Origin of the sequence: Inediibacterium massiliense, assembly GCF_001282725.1 — a bacterium.
Lineage (GTDB): Bacteria > Bacillota > Clostridia > Peptostreptococcales > Thermotaleaceae > Anaerophilus > Anaerophilus massiliensis.
This window is the reverse complement of sequence record NZ_LN876586.1, coordinates 925,613-948,956: the sequence shown is the minus strand read 5'-3', so window position 1 is coordinate 948,956 and position 23,344 is coordinate 925,613. Positions and strand designations below refer to the sequence as shown.

Below are 23,344 nucleotides of genomic sequence, written 5' to 3'. Positions count from 1 at the left end.
TCATCTGTTTCATAAGTTGTACTATATACTGCATTAAAAGAATCCATTCCTACACAACGTTGGAAACATGATCCTGTCTTTTGTCCTAAAAGTCTTAACATTTTTACTTTCTTTATAAGGTCTTCTGTACTTTGATGAAGATGTGTAAAACGATTTACTTTTTTTCCTGTTAAATTAGAAGTTGCCGTCATTAAATCTTCATACTCTGGGCTTTGAGCAAGCTCATAAGTCATTGCTACTGAATTAATAGAAGGTCTAATTACTGGATGGTCTACAAAGTTTTTCACCAATTCTCCAAACACATACACCTTAATGTCTAATTTTCTTAAACTCTCTAAATATTGTTCTTTTGTCATTAATGCCATGAAAAGTCATCTCCCTTTCATTTTGTTATTATTTTAACACCTATATTTCAATAAAATTTTATATGATTTCTTATATTTATATATGCAAACTTCATGCCATCATGTCCACATGTATGATTTTGGAAATACCATGCATTTACTGTGATTTTATCTGGGTTTGAACAAAATCTTTTTTTATTGTTTATTTTATTTATTTATACAAAACTATGCTTTAGTTGCAATATTACATCAATAACTTTTTATTTATGTGTTAAAAAATAATCAATCTTCTGAAATCTCTTGCTTTTCCTCCAAAAATCATACCTGTTGCATATTTACAACTCAGTTGTATTTTATCAACATTTTGTTCTATACTGTACTCTTATTGCAAATAAAGAAGATAGTTATAAACTATCTTCTTTCACACTAAAGACAAACTATATTTTAGCAAAGTCATAAAAATAAGGAACATTTATTGAGAATTTGTGAAAATATAGAATAAGTGAGAAAATCATTAGCATTACACTGTTTGAGCATAGCGAGTTTGTAATGCTATTTTCGATCGTTTCTATATATTTTCCAAATTTAAAAATTTAGTGACGTTTTTTATGACTTGTAGAGTAAAATGGTGGATTTGATTTAATCTCTTCCACCATCTCCTCATCAAACCGTACGTGAGGTTTTCCCTCATACGGCTTTCCGATGTTCTTCTTCCATCTGCATTACGAGTTTTTAAGCAACATATTTTAGGCCAATATCATTAAATCGACTTACTATTTCATAAAATTCTTTTCTCTTTCGTGCCTGTCTTTTGTTGTTAAACCAAATGACTAGCCGCTTTCTTATATATTTATCAATCTTCACCAGTTTATTGAATGGTGACAATCCATAATAGTTTCGCCATCCTATAATCTTTCGATTTAATGTCTTAACCATTTCTTTACTAGAGACATATAGGGTTTTCCTATCTAGAGTCTTCTTAACTTTGTCATATATTTTCTTTATTGATTGATTACTAATCCACTGGATAAGTGTATAGTAGATTCTACCATCTATAGTCTTTGTCTTAACCTTACGATTATGAAACCCTAGAAAATCAAAACCTTCTTTTCCTTCCCATAAAGATATAATTTTCGTCTTGCTTTTATTTAGATTCAATTCTAATCTTTGCATTATAAGGCTTATAGCTTTATGTGTATGTTTTACATCTTTATAGTTCTTGCAAACAACTACAAAGTCATCACAAAATCTAATTAGTTTACCTAAATGCTTGTAATGTTTCTCCCATACCGTATCTAGGTAATCTAAGTAAATATTTGCTAGTAATGGAGATATCACACCTCCTTGAGGACTTCCCAGTTCACTTTGAACAACTATCCCATCCTTCATTACTCCTGCTTCTAGCCATTTTCGTATAAGCTTAATTACTCTCCTATCACTTATTCGTCTTTCAACTAGCAGTAATAATTTCATATGATTTATATTATCAAAGTATCCTGATATATCTGCATCTAACACCCACATTCCTTTGTTATTACAAGCTCGCCTTATTTTATCAAGTGCTTGATGCTGATTTTTCTTAGGTCTAAATCCATAAGAACATTCCTTGAAATTAGCTTCAAAAACAGGTTCTATCACTATCTTTGTTGCTGTTTGTATTATTCTATCTTTTACTGTGGGAATTCCTAGAGGTCTTACCTTTCCATTATCCTTCGGAATTTCTTTTCTTAATACTGGTGGTGGATTATATGTTCCTTTTGATATTTGAATTTGTATTTCCTCTAATATCTTTTCTACCCCAATATCTTCAATGTCTGCTATAGTTTGTTCATCTACTCCTGCACTTCCTTTATTAGTTTTGACTTGTTTCCATGCCTTCTCAAGTACATCTTTTCTATATATCTTATCGTATAAAGCATGAAACCTTCTGCTTTTATTACTCTTGGCTGATTGGTATAGTTTCCTTTGAAGTTGTCGAACTTTATCTATGGTGTCGTTAGTCTTTTGGACATTCACTCACTCTTACCTCCTCAGAAAACGTGAACAAAGTAGGGAACCTTTCCTAAGAATGGTTTTGTTGTCCATTCCATATTTGGTACTATGTTCCCCTCCGACTCCCTCCCTACTAGAATGTAATTTCACCTATCGGCTTATATGCATCTGCTTTACAGCTATCGCTGTGTAAAGTAGGGTCTCCCCAGTTCCATAATTTACTTTCGATACATACCGCTCCCCATACACCAGAGGATTCTTCTGTGCTGTAATCCAAGTTCTTCACACATTCCATGGACTTCATCTTAAGACAAGAGACTCGTCTTCCTCTTTTCTCCCTAACGGGTTGAGATAACAGTGCTGCAGGATTCACTTTATGTTACGGTCTGCATCTTTGCTAGCACTACTAGAGCACATTTTCAAGACGCTTCAGTATTACCATCTCTGATAGCACTGGTCTTATAGCTACTAGGCTTCTTGGCAATTACCTAGACTGAACTTTCATCAGCAAGTAAATTACAGCTTCGCTGGGCACGCTGTCTACAAGCTCAGAAGATAGTCATAAACTATCTTCTTTATAGATTAAGCAACTTTTTTTTCTTCTTCAAATATATAAACATCATATTCTGGCTTATTTCCTAAATTAATCAATAGATAAAGAACAATTCCTGTTGCAAGTCCCCAAGTAGCTCCACGAGTTGCTAAAACTGCTCCCATGATACCTGCAATTCCAAGATCATTAAATGTACGAGCTTTCATGACACCTACCCGAACAGAAACATAACCTTGAATGAGCATTGTAGATGCAAGAGCAACTCCTAATATAGGTTTACAAAGGGTAACAATTGGCAATAGTAAATATCCTGTAAGCGTTCCAAATCTAAAAGATCCTGCTCCACCATGAATAGAATCCATAGCTTCTCTTCCATGTTTATATCTTTCACAAATTACCACTTGAATAGCTGCCCATAATGGCCCACACATGGTTAAATCTGGACCTATAATAGACATAATTAAATTTCTTAACCCAAATATAATATGAGATCTATTAGGATTATAATCAATCAACTCATCTGGACGTACCTTACCTGCATCTTCCAAAAGAGCTTGAGATTGAATCATATCTCCAAATAAAACAATATATGCAGATACTACCATAGGTAAGCTTTCAATAAACATACCGGCAGACGGAAATCCCACTCCTAAAAATGTCCATTCTTTCCATAGTGTTGCAAAAGCAGGTTTTGTAATTCCCCACTCTATTTGAGGCCATGGAACTTCTCCTACTAAAGGACCTACGAAAATTGCCAAAAGTATAATAGGTAACATTCCAAGATTTGAAATAATTTTTAAAAGACTATTATTATTCCTGATGCTTTTAAAATGATTGGAAAATAATAAATAAAAACCAATTCCTACACAAATCACAATAGATAAAGGGAATGTATCAAATCTTGCTCCTTTATTAAAAATAACCATAACCGCTGCAAACCCTGCTCCTAGTATAATTCCTGATTGCATGGCATTAGGGACAATAGAAACAATTTTTCTACCCAGTCCTGTAATTCCTAGTAAAATTGCTAAAATACCTAAAGACATTTCAAATGCTATCAAAGCCTGCATTCTCTCAGGTCCCATTTCATATTGACTCACATGAATCATTAAAAGTGGAATCGCTGGAGTGACCCATCCCGGTACAACTGGATCTCCTAAAAAAACATGAGCACAATATAATATACCATTTAAAAGCACTACTGCCATAGCGATTTCAAAAGGCATTCCTAAATATTCTTGGAGCATAGGAATAGCACCTAGACAAACTGCACACATAAGTAATCCCTGAATATAATCTGCCCATTCAAACCGATAGTGAATAAAAGGAATACGAATCTTAAATGGTCCTGCTGGAATATAAGGTTGTTCTTTACCAAATTCTCTTTTTAATGCCATATATGTTCCTCCTTCTATTTTTTCATATTCGTTTGAAAATATTTTCTATCTTTTAATAGAGAGGGAAGAAATTCCCCCTCAGATTATTTTTGTGAAGCTGCTGCTTCTCTTTGTGCAATAGCTTCTTCATCTATTCTTGCTATTTTTTTAGCCAATTCTTTTTTATGGGCTAGATTTCCTTGTCTTGCAATCATAATTCTTTGTGCTTGTGGTGAACCTGCTCCATGCATAGATTCTGTTCTATATCCTACTGCTGCTGTTCCTAATGTCATATTTTCAATCAATCTTAATATTCTCATTCTGTGTTCTGTTGGTACTATATTCACACCTTTAAAATATTTTTCACAAATTGGTCCAATTTCTGGATGTTTAAAATCTTTTTCTGATGGCATAGTTACCATAAGTCCTCCTGCAATGTCTTCTGCAAGTCTTGTAATTTCATATGGGAATCTTGTTACATTTTGCTTACAGACATTTGCTAAAAGTAAATCTATTTGATAGTTTCCAGCCTTTGTTTTGTATCCTTCTGCTGAACAAGCAATTCCACAGCAATATAATGTTTCATTTAAATGAGTCATTTCTATTAATTTATCTTTGATATGAGATGCTTTTGAAGCTCCATTAAAATCTGCTGCTACTGCTGCTGCTCCTATTAATACATCTCCTACCCCTACTTTACATCCTCCATAGCTTTGTCTATGATATCCTGCAAATCTTTCTACTAACATTCCTGCAAAATCTACTTCTCCGTTTAAGAATATTCTATCATTTGGAATAAATACATCGTCAAATACTACTAATGCTTCTTGTCCTCCAAATTCTTTGTTTCCTACATCTATATCTGCACCTTCTTCTAATTTTCTTGTATCACAAGATTGTCTTCCATAAATCATATAGATTCCTTCTGCATCAGATGGGATGGCAAAGGATACTGCATACGCTTCGTCTCCTTCTTTCATTGCAATGGTTGGCATAATTAAATGCTCATGAGAATTTACTGCTCCTGTTTGATGAGCTTTTGCTCCTCTTACTATAATTCCATCTTCTCTTTGTTCTACTACATGTAAAAATAAGTCTGGATCTTCTTGTTTACTTGGTGATAGTCCTCTATCTCCCTTAGGATCTGTCATAGCTCCATCTACTACCAAATCATTTTCTTGTACATATTCTAAATATTTTTTAAAATTTTCATGATAATTTGTTCCATATTTTTCATCTGTTTCATAAGTTGTACTATATACTGCATTAAAAGAATCCATTCCTACACAACGTTGGAAACATGATCCTGTCTTTTGTCCTAAAAGTCTTAACATTTTTACTTTCTTTATAAGGTCTTCTGTACTTTGATGAAGATGTGTAAAACGATTTACTTTTTTTCCTGTTAAATTAGAAGTTGCCGTCATTAAATCTTCATACTCTGGGCTTTGAGCAAGCTCATAAGTCATTGCTACTGAATTAATAGAAGGTCTAATTACTGGATGGTCTACAAAATTTTTCACCAATTCTCCAAACACATATACCTTAATGTCTAATTTTCTTAAACTCTCTAAATATTGTTCTTTTGTCATTAATGCCATGAAAAATCATCTCCTTCTTTAATATGTATCTGTACTACACTAAAGCAATTCTCATGCCATATGCATTCCTTTTTTTGCAAATTGCATCTAAGCTTGTATTTTACATTATTTTTCCTATTTTCTTTACATTCATTAATTTCTCAAATACAAAAATCGTTGCAATTGCACAACGATTTTTTAAAAGATTATTTATTGAACCTATTCAATTTTCAATATTATATAAAATAATATGTGTAAAATTCTTTTGTTGCAATATTGCATATTCGTTGCCATTTTACAGCATTTTTTCATACTTTTGTCTTTTTCGCACAAAAGTGGAAGCATCAATTCCTAGGGCCTTTGCTGCACCTCTTACATTTTGATATTTTTCAAAAGCTTTCTCTAATAATTCTTTTTCTACAATAGATATTGCTTCTTTTAATGGAACAATTTCTTCTATTAATCTCGAAGAAGTATTTTTCATACAAATGGTTTTTGGTAAGTCTTCACAAGTAATCTCGTGATCATTACTCATGATAAATACTCTTTCTACGATATTTTTTAATTCTCTTACATTTCCAGGCCAATCATATTCATATAATACTTCTAAAGCATCCTTACTCATTCTTTTATTCCATCCATATTTTTCATTTAATTCAGAAAGAAAATGACGTACCAAAGGAAGTATATCTCCTCTTCTTTCTCTTAAGGAAGGAATACAAATAGGCACTACATTTAATCGATAATAAAGGTCTTCTCTAAATTGATTTTCTTTTACCATTTTTTCTAAATTCCGATTGGTAGCAGCCAAAATACGCACATCCACTTTAATGGATTCAATTCCACCAACTCTTTTGATTTCATTTTCCTGCAAAACCCTAAGAAGCTTTACTTGCATATCTAATGGAAGCTCACCTATTTCATCTAAAAATAAAGTTCCTCCATTGGCTACTTCAAATAATCCCATTTTTCCTTGCCTATTGGCTCCTGTAAAAGCTCCCTTTTCATATCCAAAAAGCTCTGATTCAATAAGAGTGTTAGGAATTGCTCCACAATTTACTTTAATAAATTGTTTTCTTCTTCTATTACTATTTTTATGTATAAACTTTGCAATTTCCTCTTTCCCAACCCCTGTTTCTCCTAAAATAAGTATTGTAGTATCTACTTTTGCTACTCTTTTTGCAATCCTAGCTATTTCAAGCATTTTTTCATCTTCTGCTATAATATGCAAAGTATTTAAAAGTTGCATACGCATTTCTTCGATCTCTGAGTAATATTTTTTTGCCAATTCTTTATTTCTTTCTAACTGTTCTTTTAAAAGAGAAAGTTCTGTAATATCTCTCACGTTGGTAACTACTAATGTAATTTGATTTTTTTCATCAAAAATAGGTGTACTTGTTACTAATGCATTTTTTCCCGTTTTAAATTTTTGATGAATCGTAGTAGTTTTACCAGTATGTAAAACCTTTAAGGTAGCAGATTCGGAAATATATCCTTTTTTTTCTAAATTGAGCATATTATTACCTAGCATTTCTTCTCTTTTCACACCTGTGATTCTTTCATAGGATTTATTAATTTTAAGGGTATTGGCATCTCCATCTGTAATATATATTCCATCATAAGAAGATTCAATCACTGCATCTAATTTTTTAGAAATATTTTGAACTGTATTTAATTCATTGATAATGCTTTCAAATTCTGAACTATCTTTAAATACAATCAAACCTCCAAAAACTTGACCATCTCTTAGCAAAGGAATTCTATCGCATATAAGGGTCTTTTCTTTAAATTTTATTTTTTGATTGTATTCACTTTTTTGAGTCTCAATCACATGATAAAGCTTTAACTCTGGTAGTATTTTTTCTGCATGCAATCCAATAATTTTCTCATTATTTAAATTCAATATACGAATAGCGGATACATTGCATCTCTTAATCATACCTTGATCATCAATGATTACGATACCATTATTGGTAAAATCCAAAACTGCTTTTAATTCACTAGATTCTTCTATTTGTTTTTCTAACAATGCCTTTATAATATCTGTCCGAGTTAAAATCCCTACCAAACTTCCTTTTTCATCCACAACAGGTAGTCTTCCTACTTTTATTTCCCAAGCTTCTCCTACACTGGCATCTTGACTAATGGTAATTACTTTTTTCGTAGCTAAAGTTCCAACCTTTGTATTTGAATGAATGTTTTTTAAAAAAGATTTCATCAAATTGGTTTTTGTAATAATTCCTATTAAGTTTCTTTCTTCATCTACAATAGGAGCTCCATCAATACGATTTTTCACAAAAATTTTTACAGCTTCATGCAAAGTATCTTCTACTGTTAGGACAATGGGATTCTTAGTCATTACTTGTTGAACTCTCAAGCCATTCCCCCCCTTAATGATTCGCATTTTTATTATAACATATAACAAAACAAAAAATCCTAGTATATACTAGGATTTTTCAATATTGGAGGCGGCACCCAGATTTGAACTGGGGAATAAAGGTTTTGCAGACCTCTGCCTTACCACTTGGCTATGCCGCCATATGGAGCGGAAGACGAGATTCGAACTCGCGACCCTCGCCTTGGCAAGGCGATGCTCTACCACTGAGCCACTTCCGCACATTTGGTGCCCAGAGGCGGAATCGAACCACCGACACGGGGATTTTCAGTCCCCTGCTCTACCGACTGAGCTATCTGGGCAAAATGGTGGGCGCAATAGGGCTCGAACCTATGACCCCCTGCTTGTAAGGCAGGTGCTCTCCCAGCTGAGCTATGCGCCCTCAATAACTTACAAAAGATATTATACACATAAACATCTATTTTGTCAATAGCATTTCATAGCACAGTAGTAAAGTACTTCAACTACTGTGCTTCTTCATAAAGCTTTTGTAAATGTTCTTTGTTAAAATGATATTTTCTATTACAAAAATGACATGTAAGTTCTGCCTGCCCATCTTCTTCAATAATTTGTTTTAAATCTTTTTCTCCAATACTAATCAAAGCTCTTTCAAGCTTTTCTTCTGAACAATCACAGTTTAAAAATACTTCTTGTTTATCAAGAATTTCTAAGTCAAAACCTTCTAAAATTCTCTTTAGCATTTCTTCTCCATCTTGAGTCTCTTCCATTAATTTTGTCACAGATGGAAGTTCATTGATTCTCTTTTCAAGCTTTAGAATGACATCATCTGACGCATCAGGAAGTACTTGTATAATAAACCCTCCTGCTTCTTTTACAGAATAATCTCTATCTACTAATACTCCTAATCCTACTGCAGAAGGCTGCTGCTCTGAATATGCAAAATAAGCTGTAAAATCCTCTGCGATTTCTCCAGATACTAAATCTGATTGTCCTATATATGGATCTTTTAAGCCCAAGTCTTTAATTACAATCATTTTTCCTTTTCCAACAGCTCTTCCTACATCTAGTTTTTTGTCCTCTCTTAATGGAAGCTCTACATTAGGATTTGAAACATATCCTTTTACATTTCCTTTTGAATCAGAAACTGCTAAGATTTGTTTTAAAGGTCCATCCCCTTTAATTTGTATAGATAATTTATTTTTATCTCCTTTTAGCATAAGCCCCATCATTACTGTTCCTGTAAGAGTTCTTCCTAAAGCAGCCGTAGCAACAGGAGTTGTATGATGAATCTTTCTTGCTTCTTCTACTAAATTTGTTGTAATCCCTAAAAAAACTCTTATACTTTTATTGGCAGCTACTCCTCGAAGTATATAATTTTTCATTATCTCCATCCTTTTCATCTATAGTAATAAAAGCCCTGATTTATCCAATCAGGGCTATTGAGGGCTACACGTTTTCTGAAGCTTTTTATTATCCTCTTACAACGTTTGTAGCTTGAGGTCCTTTTTCTCCTTGAATTACTTCAAATTCAACAGCTTGACCTTCTTCTAAAGTTTTGTAACCTTCCATGTTGATTGCAGAGAAATGTACGAAAACATCTTCTCCATTTTCTCTTGAAATAAATCCATAACCTTTTTCTCCATTAAACCATTTTACTGTACCTTTTTCCATTCAAACAATCCTCCTAACCAATATCATACGTAGCAAATCATTGCTACACCTAGAGTTTATCACAGGTCATTTTCAGTGTCAATGCAAATTAGCTATAAGTTTATAGTGTCAAATTTATTTTTGGCAAACAAAATAAACTCTTTCACTTGTTTTTTTAGGAGATAAAAAAGTAAAAGCATCAAAAGATTCAATTTTTTTAAATCCTACTTGTTTTAATATATTTATGATTTCTTTTTCTTTATATGCCCTTTGTATATGATCTTCTTCATACTTTTTATAAAAGTCACCCTCTTTTATAAAAAGAGTCAAATCTAAATTACATATACTATTTTTCTCATCAAAATAGTTTTCCCATATATAAGAAACTTCTTCTAAATTTTCTGCATAAGTATGATTTCCTAATACTTGTGATAATTTATAATAACTACTAATATCAAAAATAAAGCATCCATTTTCCTTTAAATGATCATATACTCCTTGAAATACTTTGAGTAAATCTTCCTCACCAATGATATAGTTTACACCATCACAAATACATAAAATAGTATCCAAATGAGTAGGCAATAAAAGATCTGTTATATCTTGATTGAGATAAACTACATCTAAATCCATATCTTGAGCCTTTTGAGATGCTACATAAAGCATATCTTCTGCTATATCTACTCCAATCATATTATATCCTCTTTTTGCAAGTCTATTCGTAATATTCCCTGTCCCACAAGCTAATTCTGCTATATTTTGAGGATTTATATCATACCTTTTAAAAATATCTTCAATATACACGATCCACTCATCATAGTCTACATCTTCCATCAATTGATCATATACATAAGCAAAAGCACTATAGCTTTTCATTCCATCTCTCCCCTATCTTATATTTTCACTTGTTTATTATAATATATTTCCAAACAAAAAGAGATAGATTTTCTATCCCTCTGTATTTTTCTTATTCAATTGTTTTTTTCTTACCGTAATAAGTCCTCCAATTCTTCCTGTTTCCTTCGCAGTAAGTCCTCCCCATCCTAAGTTTTCTACCTTTTCTAATAATCCAAGCTCTTGAGCAATTTCATATTTCCATTTGTCTTCGATGGTTTCTATTTTATTCTTTTTATTTTTTACACTGTTTTTCTTAGACATTCATACCCCTCCCCTATATTTTTTATTATGGCCAAGGGGTACCCTTTTTATACTTATTTTACTGTTTTGTTAAATGATATTTTAAAGATTTATATAAAATACTAATGATAAAAATGGATATGATCAATTCTGGTACCAAATAGCTTGCATTGTACTTCATAGAATAAGCCCATGGATTTTCACCTGCTGGCGCATACGCTTTAAAAACAATTGCTCCAGATATAACATGAGAAATAAATCTTCCTATAGTAGCTATGCATATACTAATATTCACTCTTTTCAAATCTTTGTTCAAAAGTCCTGCAAGTCCTAAAACGCCAAAAGCAGTTATATAATCAAAAACTATAGATAAAATATGTAGTGACCATGATTTTCCTAATAAAAATTGTAAAATACCATATACAACTCCTGCTAAAATCCCAGGCCCGCATCCCCATCTTATGGAATATATAAAGATAGGTACCATACTTCCTGCTGTAATAGATCCTCCATAAGGCCCTTCAAATATCTTAATATAGCTTAAAATTTGTGCTAATGCAATCATAATCCCTGCTTCTACAATCATTTTTGTAGTAAATTTTTTCATTTTCATCACCCCCTTCAAAAATATTCATTACAAAATATAAAACTGCATTCTGAAAAGAATGCAGCTCATTTTCTTACTTATGTTCCTACGCTGGCATTATCCAGATCAGGTTATGGGTCGAAACAAATAAGTTTCCTCTCAGCCATTTTTTTAGCTCCCCGTTTATATTATCTTTTATAATTATAATGTATAAAATATAGTGGGTCAAATTTCAAAAGTAACTACTCCAATGAGTCCTGGTCCTGTATGGACTCCTAAAACTGGACTAATCTGAGAAAATAATATTTCATTAATATTTCCTATCTCCTTTATCCTCTCTAAAAGTTTCTTAGCTTCTTCCTCAGCATCTCCATGCATAATAGCAATATCTATTCTTTTATTTTTTATCTTTTCTTTTACAATAGAATAAATATCCTCTATTGATTTTTTTCGTCCTCTTACTTTTTTATAGGTATAATATTTTCCTTCCTCATCTATAGAAATAATAGGTTTGATTCCTAAAATTTCTCCTACTGTTCCTTCTACTAAACCAATTCTGCCACCTTTACGCAAATATTCTAAAGTTTTTAATACATAAAAAAGATCTGATTTATGAAGTATTTTTTTCGTTTTTTCTATAATTTGTTCAAAATTAGAATTTTTATAAGCTTCCTTAGCTGCTTCTAAAACTAAAAATCCAAGTCCCATAGATAAAGTTTTAGAATCCATTAATTCTATGGTCAATTTTTTAAATTCATTCGCTACATTTTTAACCATATTGTATGTACCACTTAAACCACTTGAAATAAATATACCTAGCACATGAGTATACTCTTCATCTTGTAATTTCTGAAACAAGTTTTTCGCATCCTCTGGAGAAGGCAAAGAAGTCTTTGGAGTCTCTATTTCTAAACTTTCATAAACTTCTTGTGGAGAAATTTCTACTCGATCTCTAAATTCTTTTTTTGAATAAATCACACGAAGAGGAAGTACCTCAATATTATATTTTTCAATCCACTCTTGTGGTAAGTCACAAGAAGAATCGGTAATTATGGCTATCTTTTCCATATACACTCTCCTAACTATAGTTAAAGCATCATATGCTTAATTTGTAAATAACCCATATATATAAATATAATAACTGTTAACCCAATAGGTGTAAATACAATTTTAGACATTGTATTGGTTTTTTCTTTATTTTCAATAAAATAACATTCTTTTTTATTCTTTTTCATATCTTTTATGATTTTTTTATATAATGAATATCCTAAGGTAGCTGTAAAAACAGATACGATTCCAAAAAAGACAGTAATAATCAGAATTTGAAAAGTTTCTAAATGTGCTGCACTCTCAACCATTGGTTGTGATCTTTGACTATACTTATGAATCATATATCCTAACGTTACAGCTAATCCATTATTCGTCATATGTCCAATGATTCCTGCAAATAAAGAATTGGTTTGATGCACCAAGTATCCAAATATAATTCCTAATATAATAGGTCCTAAAAAATTTTGAAGATTAAAATGAAACACCCCAAACAATAGAGCAGATATCCATATAGCCTTTTTTTCTCCTATTGTTTCATATGTTTTTAGTAATAATCCCCTAAAAAAAACTTCTTCACAAATTCCAGCAGATATAGAAATAATAAATAAAAGCACAAAGTATTCAGAAAAATTAGTAGCAGTTGGAATAGATTGCGGTCTTATATTTACAAAAATACTTAAAAACATCATAAAAACCAAATTGAAAAAAAGAGCTACAGGATACATGCAAATGGTTATAAAAAAAATCATGATTCCATGTTTTAAAGATAAAGAATTTAATCTTAATACTCTTTTGAAAGAATCTTTTTTTATTTTTATGTATAAAAGCGGTGGTAATAAAACAAGCACATATTCCGTAATCAATAACCCTATTTTTAAATTTTCATGTTGAACATAATAGCCTACAGTTAAAAGAAAAATAGCTGTAATCAAATACAATATATTGACTCCTAAAACTTCTACTTTTCCGCTATTTTCCAAATACTTCACTCCTTATTTTTATATTTTTTGCTCTTCTATAAATATTAATAAATTTTTATAGATTTGAATGCCTGTTAAAAGTATTTCTTCATTAAAAGAGAATTTACAATGATGAAGAGGATATATATGTCCTTGATCTTTATTATTAACTCCTAAAAAGAAAAAAAGTCCTTGTACTTTCTTTTGATAATAAGAAAAATCTTCTGCAATCATTTGAGGACTTACCAATTTCATATTTTCATCTCCAACAGCTTTTTGAAGAGCTTTAACCATTTCTTTATCATTTACTACAGCTGGATACATATCTCTAAATATTAATTCTATAGAACAATCATACATTTTCTCTATTCCTTTGCTGATTTCCTTCATTCTTTTTTTTATTTTTTCATATACTTCTTCTTCAAAGGCTCTAATAGTTCCTTCTAAATAAGTTTTTTCTGCAATAATATTTCTTCTTTCTCCTCCCCACATTTTTCCAATTGTAAGAACAGCTCCCTCTATAGGATTAATATTTCTGCTAATAATCGTTTGAAAGGAAGATATTATATTGGAAGCAATGACAATACTATCTATTGCATTTTGAGGAATCGCGCCATGTCCTCCACATCCTGAAATAACCATATCAAATTCTCCAGTTTGTGCCATCATCGGACCTACTCTACATCCTATTTTACCTTCCTCTACTTGAGGATATACGTGAAGTCCTATGATTTTATGAATATGAAATCTTTCTATGATTCCCTCTGCTATCATAGGAAGTGCCCCTCCAGGTCCTTCCTCAGCAGGTTGAAATAAAAATACTACAGAATAAGGTAATTCTTTTCCTCCCATAGATAAATATTTTGCAAAGCCTAATAAAATAGTCATATGTGCATCATGCCCACAAGCATGCATCATCCCTTCATTTTGAGATGCATAAGAAAAATTTGTTTCTTCTTGAATAGTTAGTGCATCCATATCTGCGCGAAAAGCAATAGATTTTTCTTCTTTCCCTTTTATAACCCCAATAATTCCTGTCTTGGCTATATTTTTATATACCTCTATACCATATTCTTCAAGCTTTTGAATAATAAACTGACTTGTTTTATGTTCACAAAATCCCACCTCTGGAATTTTATGCAGTTCTCTTCTTATTTGAATGATTTCTTCTCTCATGTTTAGTATTTTTTCTTCTATAGGAATCATTTTTTACACCTCTTATTATTTTATGTATTATAAAATATTTTATCTCGTTTCTTATTATTAGAAAAGTATAAAAATTTAATTAAAACCATATCCATTTTTGTGAATATGCATTACAATGTATATAATAAACTTTTCAACAAACCATTTACAAATATTTTATCATATTATATGATAAAATATAATCATACTATGATAAATATATTATAATAATATGATCATAAATTGATCATCCAATGATACAGGGGGCAGCTACATTGATTACAGAAGCACGAAGAAAAAAAATAACAGAACTTGTTGAAAAAGAAGGAGTTGTCAATCTTCAACAACTAACAGATACTTTTAATGTATCTATCTATACCATAAGACGCGATTTAACAGCTCTAGAAAAAGAAGGGTTTCTTAAAAAAGCTCATGGTGGAGCTATACGTATTGAAAAATCTAAATGGATTTCATCTATAGAAGAAGGTAAATTTGAAGCTTTAGAAGAGAAACAAAAAATTGCAAAACTAGCAGCAACCCTTATTGAAGATGGAGATACCATTATGCTTATGGGCAGCATAATCAGTCTTTTAATGATCCCCTTTATTCAAAACAAAAACATTACTATTGTAACCAATTCATTAGATATTGCAAAAGAATTGTGTCAAATTCCAAATATAGAAACCATCATGATAGGTGGGACAATTAAAAATTATAAAGGAAATATTTTAGGATCAAAAGCCATATCAGATCTTAAAAACTATCACTTTGATAAAGCTTTTATTCCTTGCGCAGGTATTAAAGATGACCCTGGTGTAACTACTTCTACCTTAGACAGTAGTGATTTTTTAAAAGGAGTCATACAATCTAGTAGGAAAAAAATTATTGTAGCAGATTATCGAAAAATAGGAAGAATCACTTTTGCTCATGTATGCAATATTAAATCTGTTCATATGCTTATTACAGATGCAAAATCCAATGAGCAAGAATTAAATAAAATAAGAAAAAAAGGTATTCAAGTAGAAGTAGTATAATCGTTTTATCAATCATTATTTACTTATAATATTTAGGAGGGAATGTATATGAAAAAAATAAACATTGCTTTAGTAGGAGCTACTGGAATGGTAGGTAGAACATTCTTAAAAGTATTAGAAGAAAGAGATTTTCCATTTGATAATCTATATCCATTTGCTTCTGCTAAATCAGCAGGAACAACAGTAACCTGTAAAGGAAAAGATTTTGTAGTGGAAGAACTAACAGAGAAATCTTTTGATAAAGATATTGACATTGCTTTATTTTCAGCAGGAGGAGATATTAGTAAAAAATTTGCTCCAATTGCCGCTTCAAAGGGAGTGATCGTAGTAGATAATAGTAGCGCTTGGAGAATGGAAAAGGATGTTCCTTTAATTGTACCTGAAGTCAACCCAGAAGATATAAAAAATCATAAAGGAATTATTGCAAATCCAAATTGTTCTACCATTCAAGCTATGGTTGCTTTAAAGCCTCTACATGATCAATTTAAAATAAAAAGAATTATATACTCTACTTATCAAGCTGTATCAGGTTCTGGAGTAAAAGGGGTAACTGCTTTAGAAGAAGGTTTAAAAGGAAATGATATTTTAACACCTTATCCTCATCCCATTGCTGGAAATTGTCTTCCTCACATTGATACATTCTTAGAAAATGGATACACAAAAGAAGAAATGAAAATGATTGATGAAACAAAGAAAATTTTACATGATGAAAATTTAAAAATTACAGCTACTACTGTAAGAGTTCCTGTAAAAAATAGCCATAGTGAATCTATTAACATAGAATTTGAAAAAAGTTTTGAAATAGAAGAAATAAAAAATATATTTAAAAATGCACCTGGTATCATTCTACAAGATGATCCTGCTAAAAATGTTTATCCTCTAGCTCGTGAAGCTGCTGAACAGGATATGGTTTATGTAGGAAGAATTAGAAAAGATTTTAGCATTGAAAACGGACTCAATTTATGGGTAGTTGCAGATAATATTAGAAAAGGAGCAGCAACAAATACGGTACAAATTGCAGAACTATTGGTTCCTACTTTGTAGTCTTTGTCATAGAATAATATATAGTACATTTTCATGAAAGGATGATTTTTAAATGAATTTATTTACTGGTTCTGGTGTTGCTCTTGTAACACCTTTTAAAGATGGAAGTGTAAACTACGAAAAATTAGAACAACTTCTTGATTGGCACCTAGAAGAAAGCACAGATGCTATCGTAGTTACAGGTACTACAGGAGAAGCTTCTACACTTACAGACGAAGAACACAAAGCAGTTATAAAATTTACTGTAGAAAAGATAAATAAAAGAATACCAGTCATTGCAGGAACAGGAAGCAACTGTACTTCTCATGCCATAGAAATGAGCCAGTATGCACAGAAAGTAGGAGTAGATGGACTTTTACTCATTACTCCTTATTATAATAAAACGACTCAAAAGGGACTCATTGCTCATTTTCACGCCATTGCTGATGTAGTTTCGATCCCTATTATTTTATATAATGTTCCTGGAAGAACTGGGGTAAATATTTTGCCTAAAACATTAGAAATACTTAGCAAGCATCCAAATATCAAAGGCATCAAAGAAGCAAGTGGAGATATTTCTCAAGTTGCAGAAATGATTCGTATTGTACCAAATGATTTTTATGTATATTCTGGAAATGATGATATGGTAGTTCCACTCCTTTCTTTAGGAGGTCATGGAGTCATCTCTGTAGTAGCAAATATCGCTCCAAAGGATACCCATCTTATGGTAGACTATTTTATGAAAAAGGATATAGAAAAAGCTCGTAACCTTCAGCTTCAAATGAAACCTTTAATTGATGCTCTTTTTATAGAAGTAAATCCTATTCCTATAAAAACTGCTATGAATCTTTTAGGATTTGAAGTAGGTCCTTTGAGATTACCTCTTGTGGATATGGATGAAGATCATTTATCTATATTAAAGCAAAGAATGAAAGAATATGAATTACTCAAATAAGGAGGTTTTTATGAATATAATACTTAGTGGTTGCAATGGAAAAATGGGTCAAGTTTTAGTACGACTCATGAAACAAGAAAAAGATTTAACCATCGTTGCTGGAATTGATCCTGATACAACAAAATATGAAAATGACTTTCCCGTATATAGCTCTCCTTCTTTGTGTAGTGAAAAAGCAGATATGATCATTGATTTTTCTCATCATAGCGCTTTAGATGACTTATTAAAATATTGTGTAGCTATAAAAATGCCTTTAGTCATAGCTACTACAGGACTTGATGGAAATCATTTTAAAAATATAATGGATGCATCCAAGTATATTCCTATTTTTCAAACAGGAAATACATCCCTAGGCATTCAAGTAACAACAAAAATTGCACAAATGGCAGCCTTAGCTCTAACAGATGCATTTGATATAGAAATTATTGAAAAACATCATAATCAAAAGGTAGATGCTCCTAGTGGAACTGCTTATTTAATCGCAGAAAATATCAACAAAGCATTAAACAATAAAAAAGATTTTATATATGGAAGATATGGAAGAAATGAAAAAAGGAAAAGTACAGATATAGGCATTCACGCCATCCGAGGAGGAAGTATTGTAGGAGAACATACTATTTTGTTTGCAGGTCCTGATGAAATAATAGAAATAAAGCATACGGCTCTTTCTAAAGATATATTTGGATTAGGAGCCATTCACGCAGCAAGATTTTTAATCCATAAAAACCCAGGTTTTTACAATATGAACGATTTAATCGAATCCTAAAATTCGCATATACAGAAAGGACTGATTCCACTAATGAATACAGAAAAAACAAATGAAAAGATAGATCTAACAAATCCTTATGCCATCGCTAAATTTATTAAAGAAGCTAAAAAATCTACTCCTATCAAAGTTTATGTAGAAGGAGATCTAAAAAATATTCATTGCGATTCTATTAAAAAATTTGGAAATGAAAACTTCTGGATTTTATTTGGAGAGCATGAAGAGATTCAAAATTTCTTATCTCTTCATAAAAAAAATATCAAAGACTACGTAATAGAAAATGATAGAAGAAATTCTGCCATTCCCATGCTGGATATAAAAAACATAGATGCAAGAATTGAACCTGGTGCCATTATAAGAGATCGAGTACAAATAGGTAAAAACGCAGTCATTATGATGGGAGCTGTGATTAATATAGGGTCTGAAATTGGAGAAGGAACTATGATTGATATGAATGCTGTATTAGGAGCTAGAGCAACCATAGGTAAAAATGTCCATGTGGGAGCTGGAGCTGTTTTAGCTGGAGTATTAGAGCCCCCTAGTGCCACTCCTGTCATCATAGAAGATGATGTGATGATTGGAGCCAATGCAGTAATCCTAGAAGGAGTAAAAGTAGGAAAAGGAGCTGTAGTTGCAGCAGGATCTATTGTTACAAAAGATGTTCCTAGTGGATGTGTAGTAGCAGGATCTCCTGCAAAAGTAATCAAGCAAAAAGATGAAAAAACTATGGATAAAACTAAATTATTAGAAGATTTAAGAGGTTAAAAGCTGAGGAGATCCTCAGCTTTTAAAATGTAAACAATTCTTTTTTAGGAAAAAGTCCAAATAATCCTCCTGTATGAATAAATAAAATATTTTTACAATGATCAAAGGTTCCTTTTTCTATTTCTTTTAAAAGACCAAACATAGCTTTACCTGTATAAACTGGATCTAAAATGACCCCTTCTTCTTTTGCAATATTTTTTATAAGTTCTATTTCTTCTGGTCTACTTAAAGCATACCCTTCTCCTACATAACCATCTAATATATGAATATCATCCTTTTTAAACTCAATTGGAGCATTTGTATATGTAAAGCTTTCATGTAAAATCCTTTCAATTGCACATTTAAAATATTCTTCATCATCACAAACATTTACACCATATATTTTAGCTTTATTTTTATATACTTCATTAGCATAAAATAATCCTCCGTAAGTTCCCCCTGAGCCTACTGCTACCACAATAGCGTCAAAATGAATATCCATTTGTTTTTCTTGCTCCATAATTTCTTCTAAAGCATAGAAGTATCCAAAAGTACCAATTCCATTAGAAGCTCCTTCTGGCAATATATAAGCTTTATGCCCTTTTGCATCTAATTCTTTTTTTATATCTTCCATAATCTCCATTCTATGCTCTTTATACTCTTTGGGAGTAATCATTTTAATCTTTGCACCTAATAATTCATCTATAAAATGATTTCCATCTATAGGAGTATCTTTACTTCCTCTTAAAACTAAATAAGAAGAAATCCCAAGCCTTGCAGCAACTGCTGCAGTAGCTCTCGCATGATTAGATTGAATTCCTCCACAAGTAATTAAATAATCACAGCCTTCACTCAGTGCTTCTTTTACAGCAAATTCTAATTTTCTTACTTTATTCCCTGATACTTCGGAACCTGTTTGATCATCTCTTTTGATATATATCTGTGGTCCTTTTAATCTTTTAGAAAGTCTTTCTAACTTTTCAATTTTAGTAGGTAAATTTGCAAGTACAATACGATCTGGTAATTTCATCTTACATCCCCCTTTTTCATTTTTCAAAATTTCCTGTACAAATTTTTTGAGCTTCTCCCTTCATAAAAATATCAAGGTTATCATTTAATTCAACTTCTATCAAACCTCCTTCTGCTTGTACCTTTACTTTTTTATTCAATTTCCCTAAAGCATGACCTACTACTACACTTGAACAGCATCCTGTTCCACATGCTAGTGTTCTTCCTGCTCCTCTTTCCCAAGTATATACATGAATAAAATCCTTATCTTTCACCTCAACAAAATTAACATTGGTTTTTTTAGGAAAAATAGAATGTTTTTCTATTTTTTCTCCTAATCTATTAATATCTATTTTCTTTATATCCTCCACAAATATGATGGTATGAGGAACTCCAACAAGGACAGTAGAAAATATAATAGTTTTATCATCTATATGTAAACTTTTTTCTAAAGCATTTTCTCCATCACATAATATAGGAATATCTTTTGGAGAAAAAATAGCTTTTCCCATATTTACCTTTACCCATTGTACCTCATGATTTTTTACTTCTAGCCATACCTTCTTTACTCCTGCTAAAGTTTCTACTTCTATTTCATTTTTCTTTATCAAACCTTTTTCATATACAAACTTTGAAAAACATCGAATGCCATTTCCACACATTTCACCTAATGAACCATCAGAATTATAATAGACCATCTTAATGTCATAATCTTCACTATTTTCGGCTACCATAATTCCATCTGCTCCAATTCCAAAGTGCCTTTCACATACATCTTTTGCAAGTCGTTCATAATCTATTATTTTTTCCTTTGTGCCATCAAACAATATAAAGTCATTTCCTGCTCCATGCATCTTGATAAACTCCATACAACCCCTCCTTTTTTTTATGATTTATAATGCAATATCCATGCCTATTAAAAAATTCGCATGTTCCTATGGTCACTGCTCATATCGCCAACAAAATTCTTTCATTTCATTTAGAATTTTCGTTGCTTAAAATTTGATGAAAATCTAACTTTCTAAAATTATCCACAATTTATTCATTTATATAATTTCCTAAAGAGTAAAAAAGCCAATAGCACAAAAGGCTACTGACTTTACTAATCTACAAAAGCAAAAACATAAGGAACATTTCTATAATAATCGCCGTAATTAAGTCCATACCCTACAATAAATTTATCAGGAATGGTAAAGCCAACATAATCTGCTTCTAGCTCTGTTTTTCTTCTTGAAGGTTTATCTAATAATACACAGCATTTGATACTAGCTGGATTTTTCTTATTTAAATGTTCTAAAACAAATTTCATAGTAAGTCCTGTATCTGCAATATCGTCTACAACCAAAACATCATACCCTTCTAAGTCTACTGGTAAGTCATATAATATATTTACCTTTCCACAAGATTCCTCTCCATGACCATAACTGGATGTAGCCATAAACTCTATACGAACAGGTGCATCAATCTCTCTAACTAAGTCTGCTGCAAATATAAAACTTCCTTTTAAAAGAGATACAGCTAATATTTTTTTTCCTTCATAGTCTTTTTTAATTTGTCGTCCTAGTTCTTCTATTCTTTTTTGAAGATCTTCTCTAGAAAATAGTATTTCCTTTTTTTTCTTTTCTATATCCATTATTTGTTTCCCTCCAATTATAGTATCTCCTTTATACATTATTAAATATTCTAATCCATAACCTATCCTTTGTCAATTCTATTCATTATGCTATAGATTCCATACTTTTCATCACCTGTAAAATAACTTGATCCATATTTTCCATTCCCTCTATAGAAAGTTTTCCTAAATTTCTAATGGTATCTTCAGCACTCTCTCCTATAATTCCATTTTGATGAGGAATCACATGTTCATTTAAAGCTAATAAAGCCGATTGTATAGCTGTAGAAGCTGCTGTAGATAGTTTAAGAGCACAGCCTACTTTGGCTCCATCACAAATCATCCCACTTATATTTCCTAGCATATTTTGAATCGCACCATTTATTTGTTTCTTATTTCCTCCCATAAGCCATACAATAGCTACGCTAGCTCCCGTTGCCGCTGCAACTCCGCAACCACACAATGCAGAAAGCCTTCCTATATAAAATTTAATATAACTATTGATCATATGACTAATAGCCAATGCTTTTGTTAAATCCTCTTCTTTTACAGAAAATTTATTTTTATAAGCCACAATAGGTAATATCGCTGTAAGTCCATTATTTCCACTTCCATTACTACTCATTACAGATATATTCTCTCCTGACATTCTTACATCTGAGGCAGCGGCCGTGAGCATCATAGCTTGGTTCATTAAATCATCAGATAAAATTCCCTTTTGTATATTTTCATACAAACTCATCCCTACACCCATTCCTACTTTCTTTTTTAATCCTTCTAAAGCTACTTTTTCATTCATATAAAGTCCTTCTAATAAAAAAGCTAGGTTATCATAAGATATTTTTTCTATTTCTTCAATAAGATCTACAATTTTCAAATCATACAAAGAAATATCTTCATCCTTATTTTTTTTATGACCTTTTCTTTCATCTAACAGTATTTTTTCATTTTGACTGATATATACAAAAAGATCATGTTTTCCTTCTATCATAACTTTTATCTTATCTTTTTTCGTTTTTACTATTACTTCAATATAAATTTTTTCCTTTGTATCTTTGATCCCTATGGAAATTTTTTCACTATGGATGAGTTCTTTTCCTTTTTTTACATGTACAGGCGTAATATCCTGTAAAACTTCTAATTTTTTCTCACTTTTTCCTCCTACAATTCCTAGAGCTGCTGCTATATATAACCCTACTTCATTTGTATTAGGAATTCCTACTCCTAATCCATTTTTATAAATATTAGGACTGACTAAAATATTGACTTTTTCTATTGCTTCATGAGTCATTTCTTTAGCTTTTGCACAAGCTAATGCTACTGCAACAGGCTCTGTACATCCAACAGCAGGTATAACTTCTTTTCTTAAAGTTTCTATAATCAATTTTTGTAATTCCATACGAATCATCCTCTCTTTTTATTCTTTATATATTTATA

Annotated in this window: 22 protein-coding genes, 4 tRNA genes and 1 riboswitch; of the genes, 5 read left to right on the top strand and 21 right to left on the bottom strand. The window is 31.4% G+C overall.

What is annotated here, in order from left to right; genetic code table 11:
• The 17 genes from BN2409_RS08285 to BN2409_RS08205 form a co-directional block, all read right to left on the bottom strand.
• On the bottom strand, nucleotides 1–365 hold a 365-nt coding region (locus tag BN2409_RS08285), incomplete at its 3' end, for a 4-hydroxyphenylacetate 3-hydroxylase N-terminal domain-containing protein (RefSeq protein ID WP_278320203.1).
• 711 nt (nucleotides 366–1,076) lie between these two features.
• On the bottom strand, nucleotides 1,077–2,360 hold the full coding sequence (gene ltrA / locus BN2409_RS08280; protein ID WP_053956151.1) for a group II intron reverse transcriptase/maturase: 1,284 nt from the start codon (nucleotides 2,358–2,360) through the stop codon (nucleotides 1,077–1,079).
• Nucleotides 2,361–2,918: 558 nt separating this feature from the next.
• Nucleotides 2,919–4,286, bottom strand: a complete 1,368-nt coding sequence (locus tag BN2409_RS08275) for a hypothetical protein (RefSeq protein ID WP_053956150.1) — start codon at nucleotides 4,284–4,286, stop codon at nucleotides 2,919–2,921.
• 83 nt (nucleotides 4,287–4,369) lie between these two features.
• The gene (locus BN2409_RS08270; RefSeq protein WP_053956149.1) at nucleotides 4,370–5,863 is read right to left on the bottom strand and encodes a 4-hydroxyphenylacetate 3-hydroxylase family protein; all 1,494 of its coding nucleotides are present in this window, start codon (nucleotides 5,861–5,863) and stop codon (nucleotides 4,370–4,372) included.
• A 274-nt stretch (nucleotides 5,864–6,137) separates the two neighbouring features.
• The gene (locus tag BN2409_RS08265; protein WP_053956148.1) at nucleotides 6,138–8,219 is read right to left on the bottom strand and encodes a sigma 54-interacting transcriptional regulator; all 2,082 of its coding nucleotides are present in this window, start codon (nucleotides 8,217–8,219) and stop codon (nucleotides 6,138–6,140) included.
• Between the two features lie 86 nt (nucleotides 8,220–8,305).
• Nucleotides 8,306–8,380, bottom strand: a tRNA-Cys gene (locus BN2409_RS08260).
• A 3-nt stretch (nucleotides 8,381–8,383) separates the two neighbouring features.
• Nucleotides 8,384–8,458 (bottom strand) — tRNA-Gly (locus tag BN2409_RS08255).
• 5 nt (nucleotides 8,459–8,463) lie between these two features.
• Nucleotides 8,464–8,539 (bottom strand) — tRNA-Phe (locus tag BN2409_RS08250).
• A 4-nt stretch (nucleotides 8,540–8,543) separates the two neighbouring features.
• Nucleotides 8,544–8,619 (bottom strand) — tRNA-Val (locus BN2409_RS08245).
• Nucleotides 8,620–8,701: 82 nt separating this feature from the next.
• Nucleotides 8,702–9,580, bottom strand: a complete 879-nt coding sequence (gene hslO, locus BN2409_RS08240; protein ID WP_053956147.1) for an Hsp33 family molecular chaperone HslO — start codon at nucleotides 9,578–9,580, stop codon at nucleotides 8,702–8,704.
• Nucleotides 9,581–9,668: 88 nt separating this feature from the next.
• The gene (locus BN2409_RS08235; protein WP_053956146.1) at nucleotides 9,669–9,869 is read right to left on the bottom strand and encodes a cold-shock protein; all 201 of its coding nucleotides are present in this window, start codon (nucleotides 9,867–9,869) and stop codon (nucleotides 9,669–9,671) included.
• Nucleotides 9,870–9,983: 114 nt separating this feature from the next.
• On the bottom strand, nucleotides 9,984–10,724 hold the full coding sequence (locus BN2409_RS08230; protein WP_053956145.1) for a class I SAM-dependent DNA methyltransferase: 741 nt from the start codon (nucleotides 10,722–10,724) through the stop codon (nucleotides 9,984–9,986).
• Between the two features lie 72 nt (nucleotides 10,725–10,796).
• The gene (locus tag BN2409_RS08225; RefSeq protein WP_053956144.1) at nucleotides 10,797–11,006 is read right to left on the bottom strand and encodes an alpha/beta-type small acid-soluble spore protein; all 210 of its coding nucleotides are present in this window, start codon (nucleotides 11,004–11,006) and stop codon (nucleotides 10,797–10,799) included.
• A 58-nt stretch (nucleotides 11,007–11,064) separates the two neighbouring features.
• Nucleotides 11,065–11,592, bottom strand: coding sequence for an energy-coupled thiamine transporter ThiT (gene thiT / locus BN2409_RS08220; RefSeq protein WP_053956143.1), 528 nt, complete (start codon nucleotides 11,590–11,592; stop codon nucleotides 11,065–11,067).
• Between the two features lie 65 nt (nucleotides 11,593–11,657).
• Nucleotides 11,658–11,763, bottom strand: a riboswitch (TPP riboswitch).
• A 33-nt stretch (nucleotides 11,764–11,796) separates the two neighbouring features.
• Nucleotides 11,797–12,639 (bottom strand): DegV family protein, encoded by an 843-nt coding sequence (locus tag BN2409_RS08215; RefSeq protein WP_053956142.1) that lies wholly within the window; start codon nucleotides 12,637–12,639, stop codon nucleotides 11,797–11,799.
• Between the two features lie 20 nt (nucleotides 12,640–12,659).
• On the bottom strand, nucleotides 12,660–13,601 hold the full coding sequence (locus BN2409_RS08210) for a type II CAAX endopeptidase family protein (RefSeq protein WP_053956141.1): 942 nt from the start codon (nucleotides 13,599–13,601) through the stop codon (nucleotides 12,660–12,662).
• 18 nt (nucleotides 13,602–13,619) lie between these two features.
• On the bottom strand, nucleotides 13,620–14,786 hold the full coding sequence (locus tag BN2409_RS08205) for a M20 metallopeptidase family protein (protein WP_110943018.1): 1,167 nt from the start codon (nucleotides 14,784–14,786) through the stop codon (nucleotides 13,620–13,622).
• Nucleotides 14,787–15,040: 254 nt separating this feature from the next.
• Between BN2409_RS08205 and BN2409_RS08200 the strand changes: the two genes are divergently transcribed.
• Genes BN2409_RS08200 through dapD form a run of 5 tightly spaced genes read left to right on the top strand, consistent with a single transcriptional unit; the run spans nucleotide 15,041 to nucleotide 19,308 of the window.
• Nucleotides 15,041–15,799: a DeoR/GlpR family DNA-binding transcription regulator gene (locus BN2409_RS08200; protein ID WP_053956140.1), complete on the top strand. Its 759-nt coding sequence runs from the start codon at nucleotides 15,041–15,043 to the stop codon at nucleotides 15,797–15,799.
• A gap of 48 nt (nucleotides 15,800–15,847) precedes the next feature.
• Nucleotides 15,848–16,843, top strand: a complete 996-nt coding sequence (locus BN2409_RS08195) for an aspartate-semialdehyde dehydrogenase (protein ID WP_053956139.1) — start codon at nucleotides 15,848–15,850, stop codon at nucleotides 16,841–16,843.
• A 52-nt stretch (nucleotides 16,844–16,895) separates the two neighbouring features.
• A complete protein-coding gene (gene dapA / locus BN2409_RS08190) occupies nucleotides 16,896–17,777 on the top strand; it encodes a 4-hydroxy-tetrahydrodipicolinate synthase (RefSeq protein ID WP_053956138.1) in 882 nt (293 codons plus the stop codon).
• Nucleotides 17,778–17,787: 10 nt separating this feature from the next.
• Nucleotides 17,788–18,543, top strand: a complete 756-nt coding sequence (gene dapB / locus BN2409_RS08185; RefSeq protein WP_053956137.1) for a 4-hydroxy-tetrahydrodipicolinate reductase — start codon at nucleotides 17,788–17,790, stop codon at nucleotides 18,541–18,543.
• A 33-nt stretch (nucleotides 18,544–18,576) separates the two neighbouring features.
• A complete protein-coding gene (dapD, locus tag BN2409_RS08180; protein ID WP_053956136.1) occupies nucleotides 18,577–19,308 on the top strand; it encodes a 2,3,4,5-tetrahydropyridine-2,6-dicarboxylate N-acetyltransferase in 732 nt (243 codons plus the stop codon).
• Between the two features lie 22 nt (nucleotides 19,309–19,330).
• Here the strand turns inward: dapD and BN2409_RS08175 are convergent, their stop codons facing one another.
• The 4 genes from BN2409_RS08175 to BN2409_RS08160 form a co-directional block, all read right to left on the bottom strand.
• The gene (locus BN2409_RS08175) at nucleotides 19,331–20,317 is read right to left on the bottom strand and encodes a D-cysteine desulfhydrase family protein (protein ID WP_053956135.1); all 987 of its coding nucleotides are present in this window, start codon (nucleotides 20,315–20,317) and stop codon (nucleotides 19,331–19,333) included.
• 16 nt (nucleotides 20,318–20,333) lie between these two features.
• The gene (gene dapF, locus BN2409_RS08170; protein WP_053956134.1) at nucleotides 20,334–21,164 is read right to left on the bottom strand and encodes a diaminopimelate epimerase; all 831 of its coding nucleotides are present in this window, start codon (nucleotides 21,162–21,164) and stop codon (nucleotides 20,334–20,336) included.
• A 233-nt stretch (nucleotides 21,165–21,397) separates the two neighbouring features.
• A complete protein-coding gene (hpt, locus tag BN2409_RS08165; RefSeq protein ID WP_053956133.1) occupies nucleotides 21,398–21,928 on the bottom strand; it encodes a hypoxanthine phosphoribosyltransferase in 531 nt (176 codons plus the stop codon).
• Between the two features lie 85 nt (nucleotides 21,929–22,013).
• Nucleotides 22,014–23,306, bottom strand: coding sequence for an L-cysteine desulfidase family protein (locus tag BN2409_RS08160; RefSeq protein WP_053956132.1), 1,293 nt, complete (start codon nucleotides 23,304–23,306; stop codon nucleotides 22,014–22,016).
• Nucleotides 23,307–23,344: the final 38 nt, after the last annotated feature.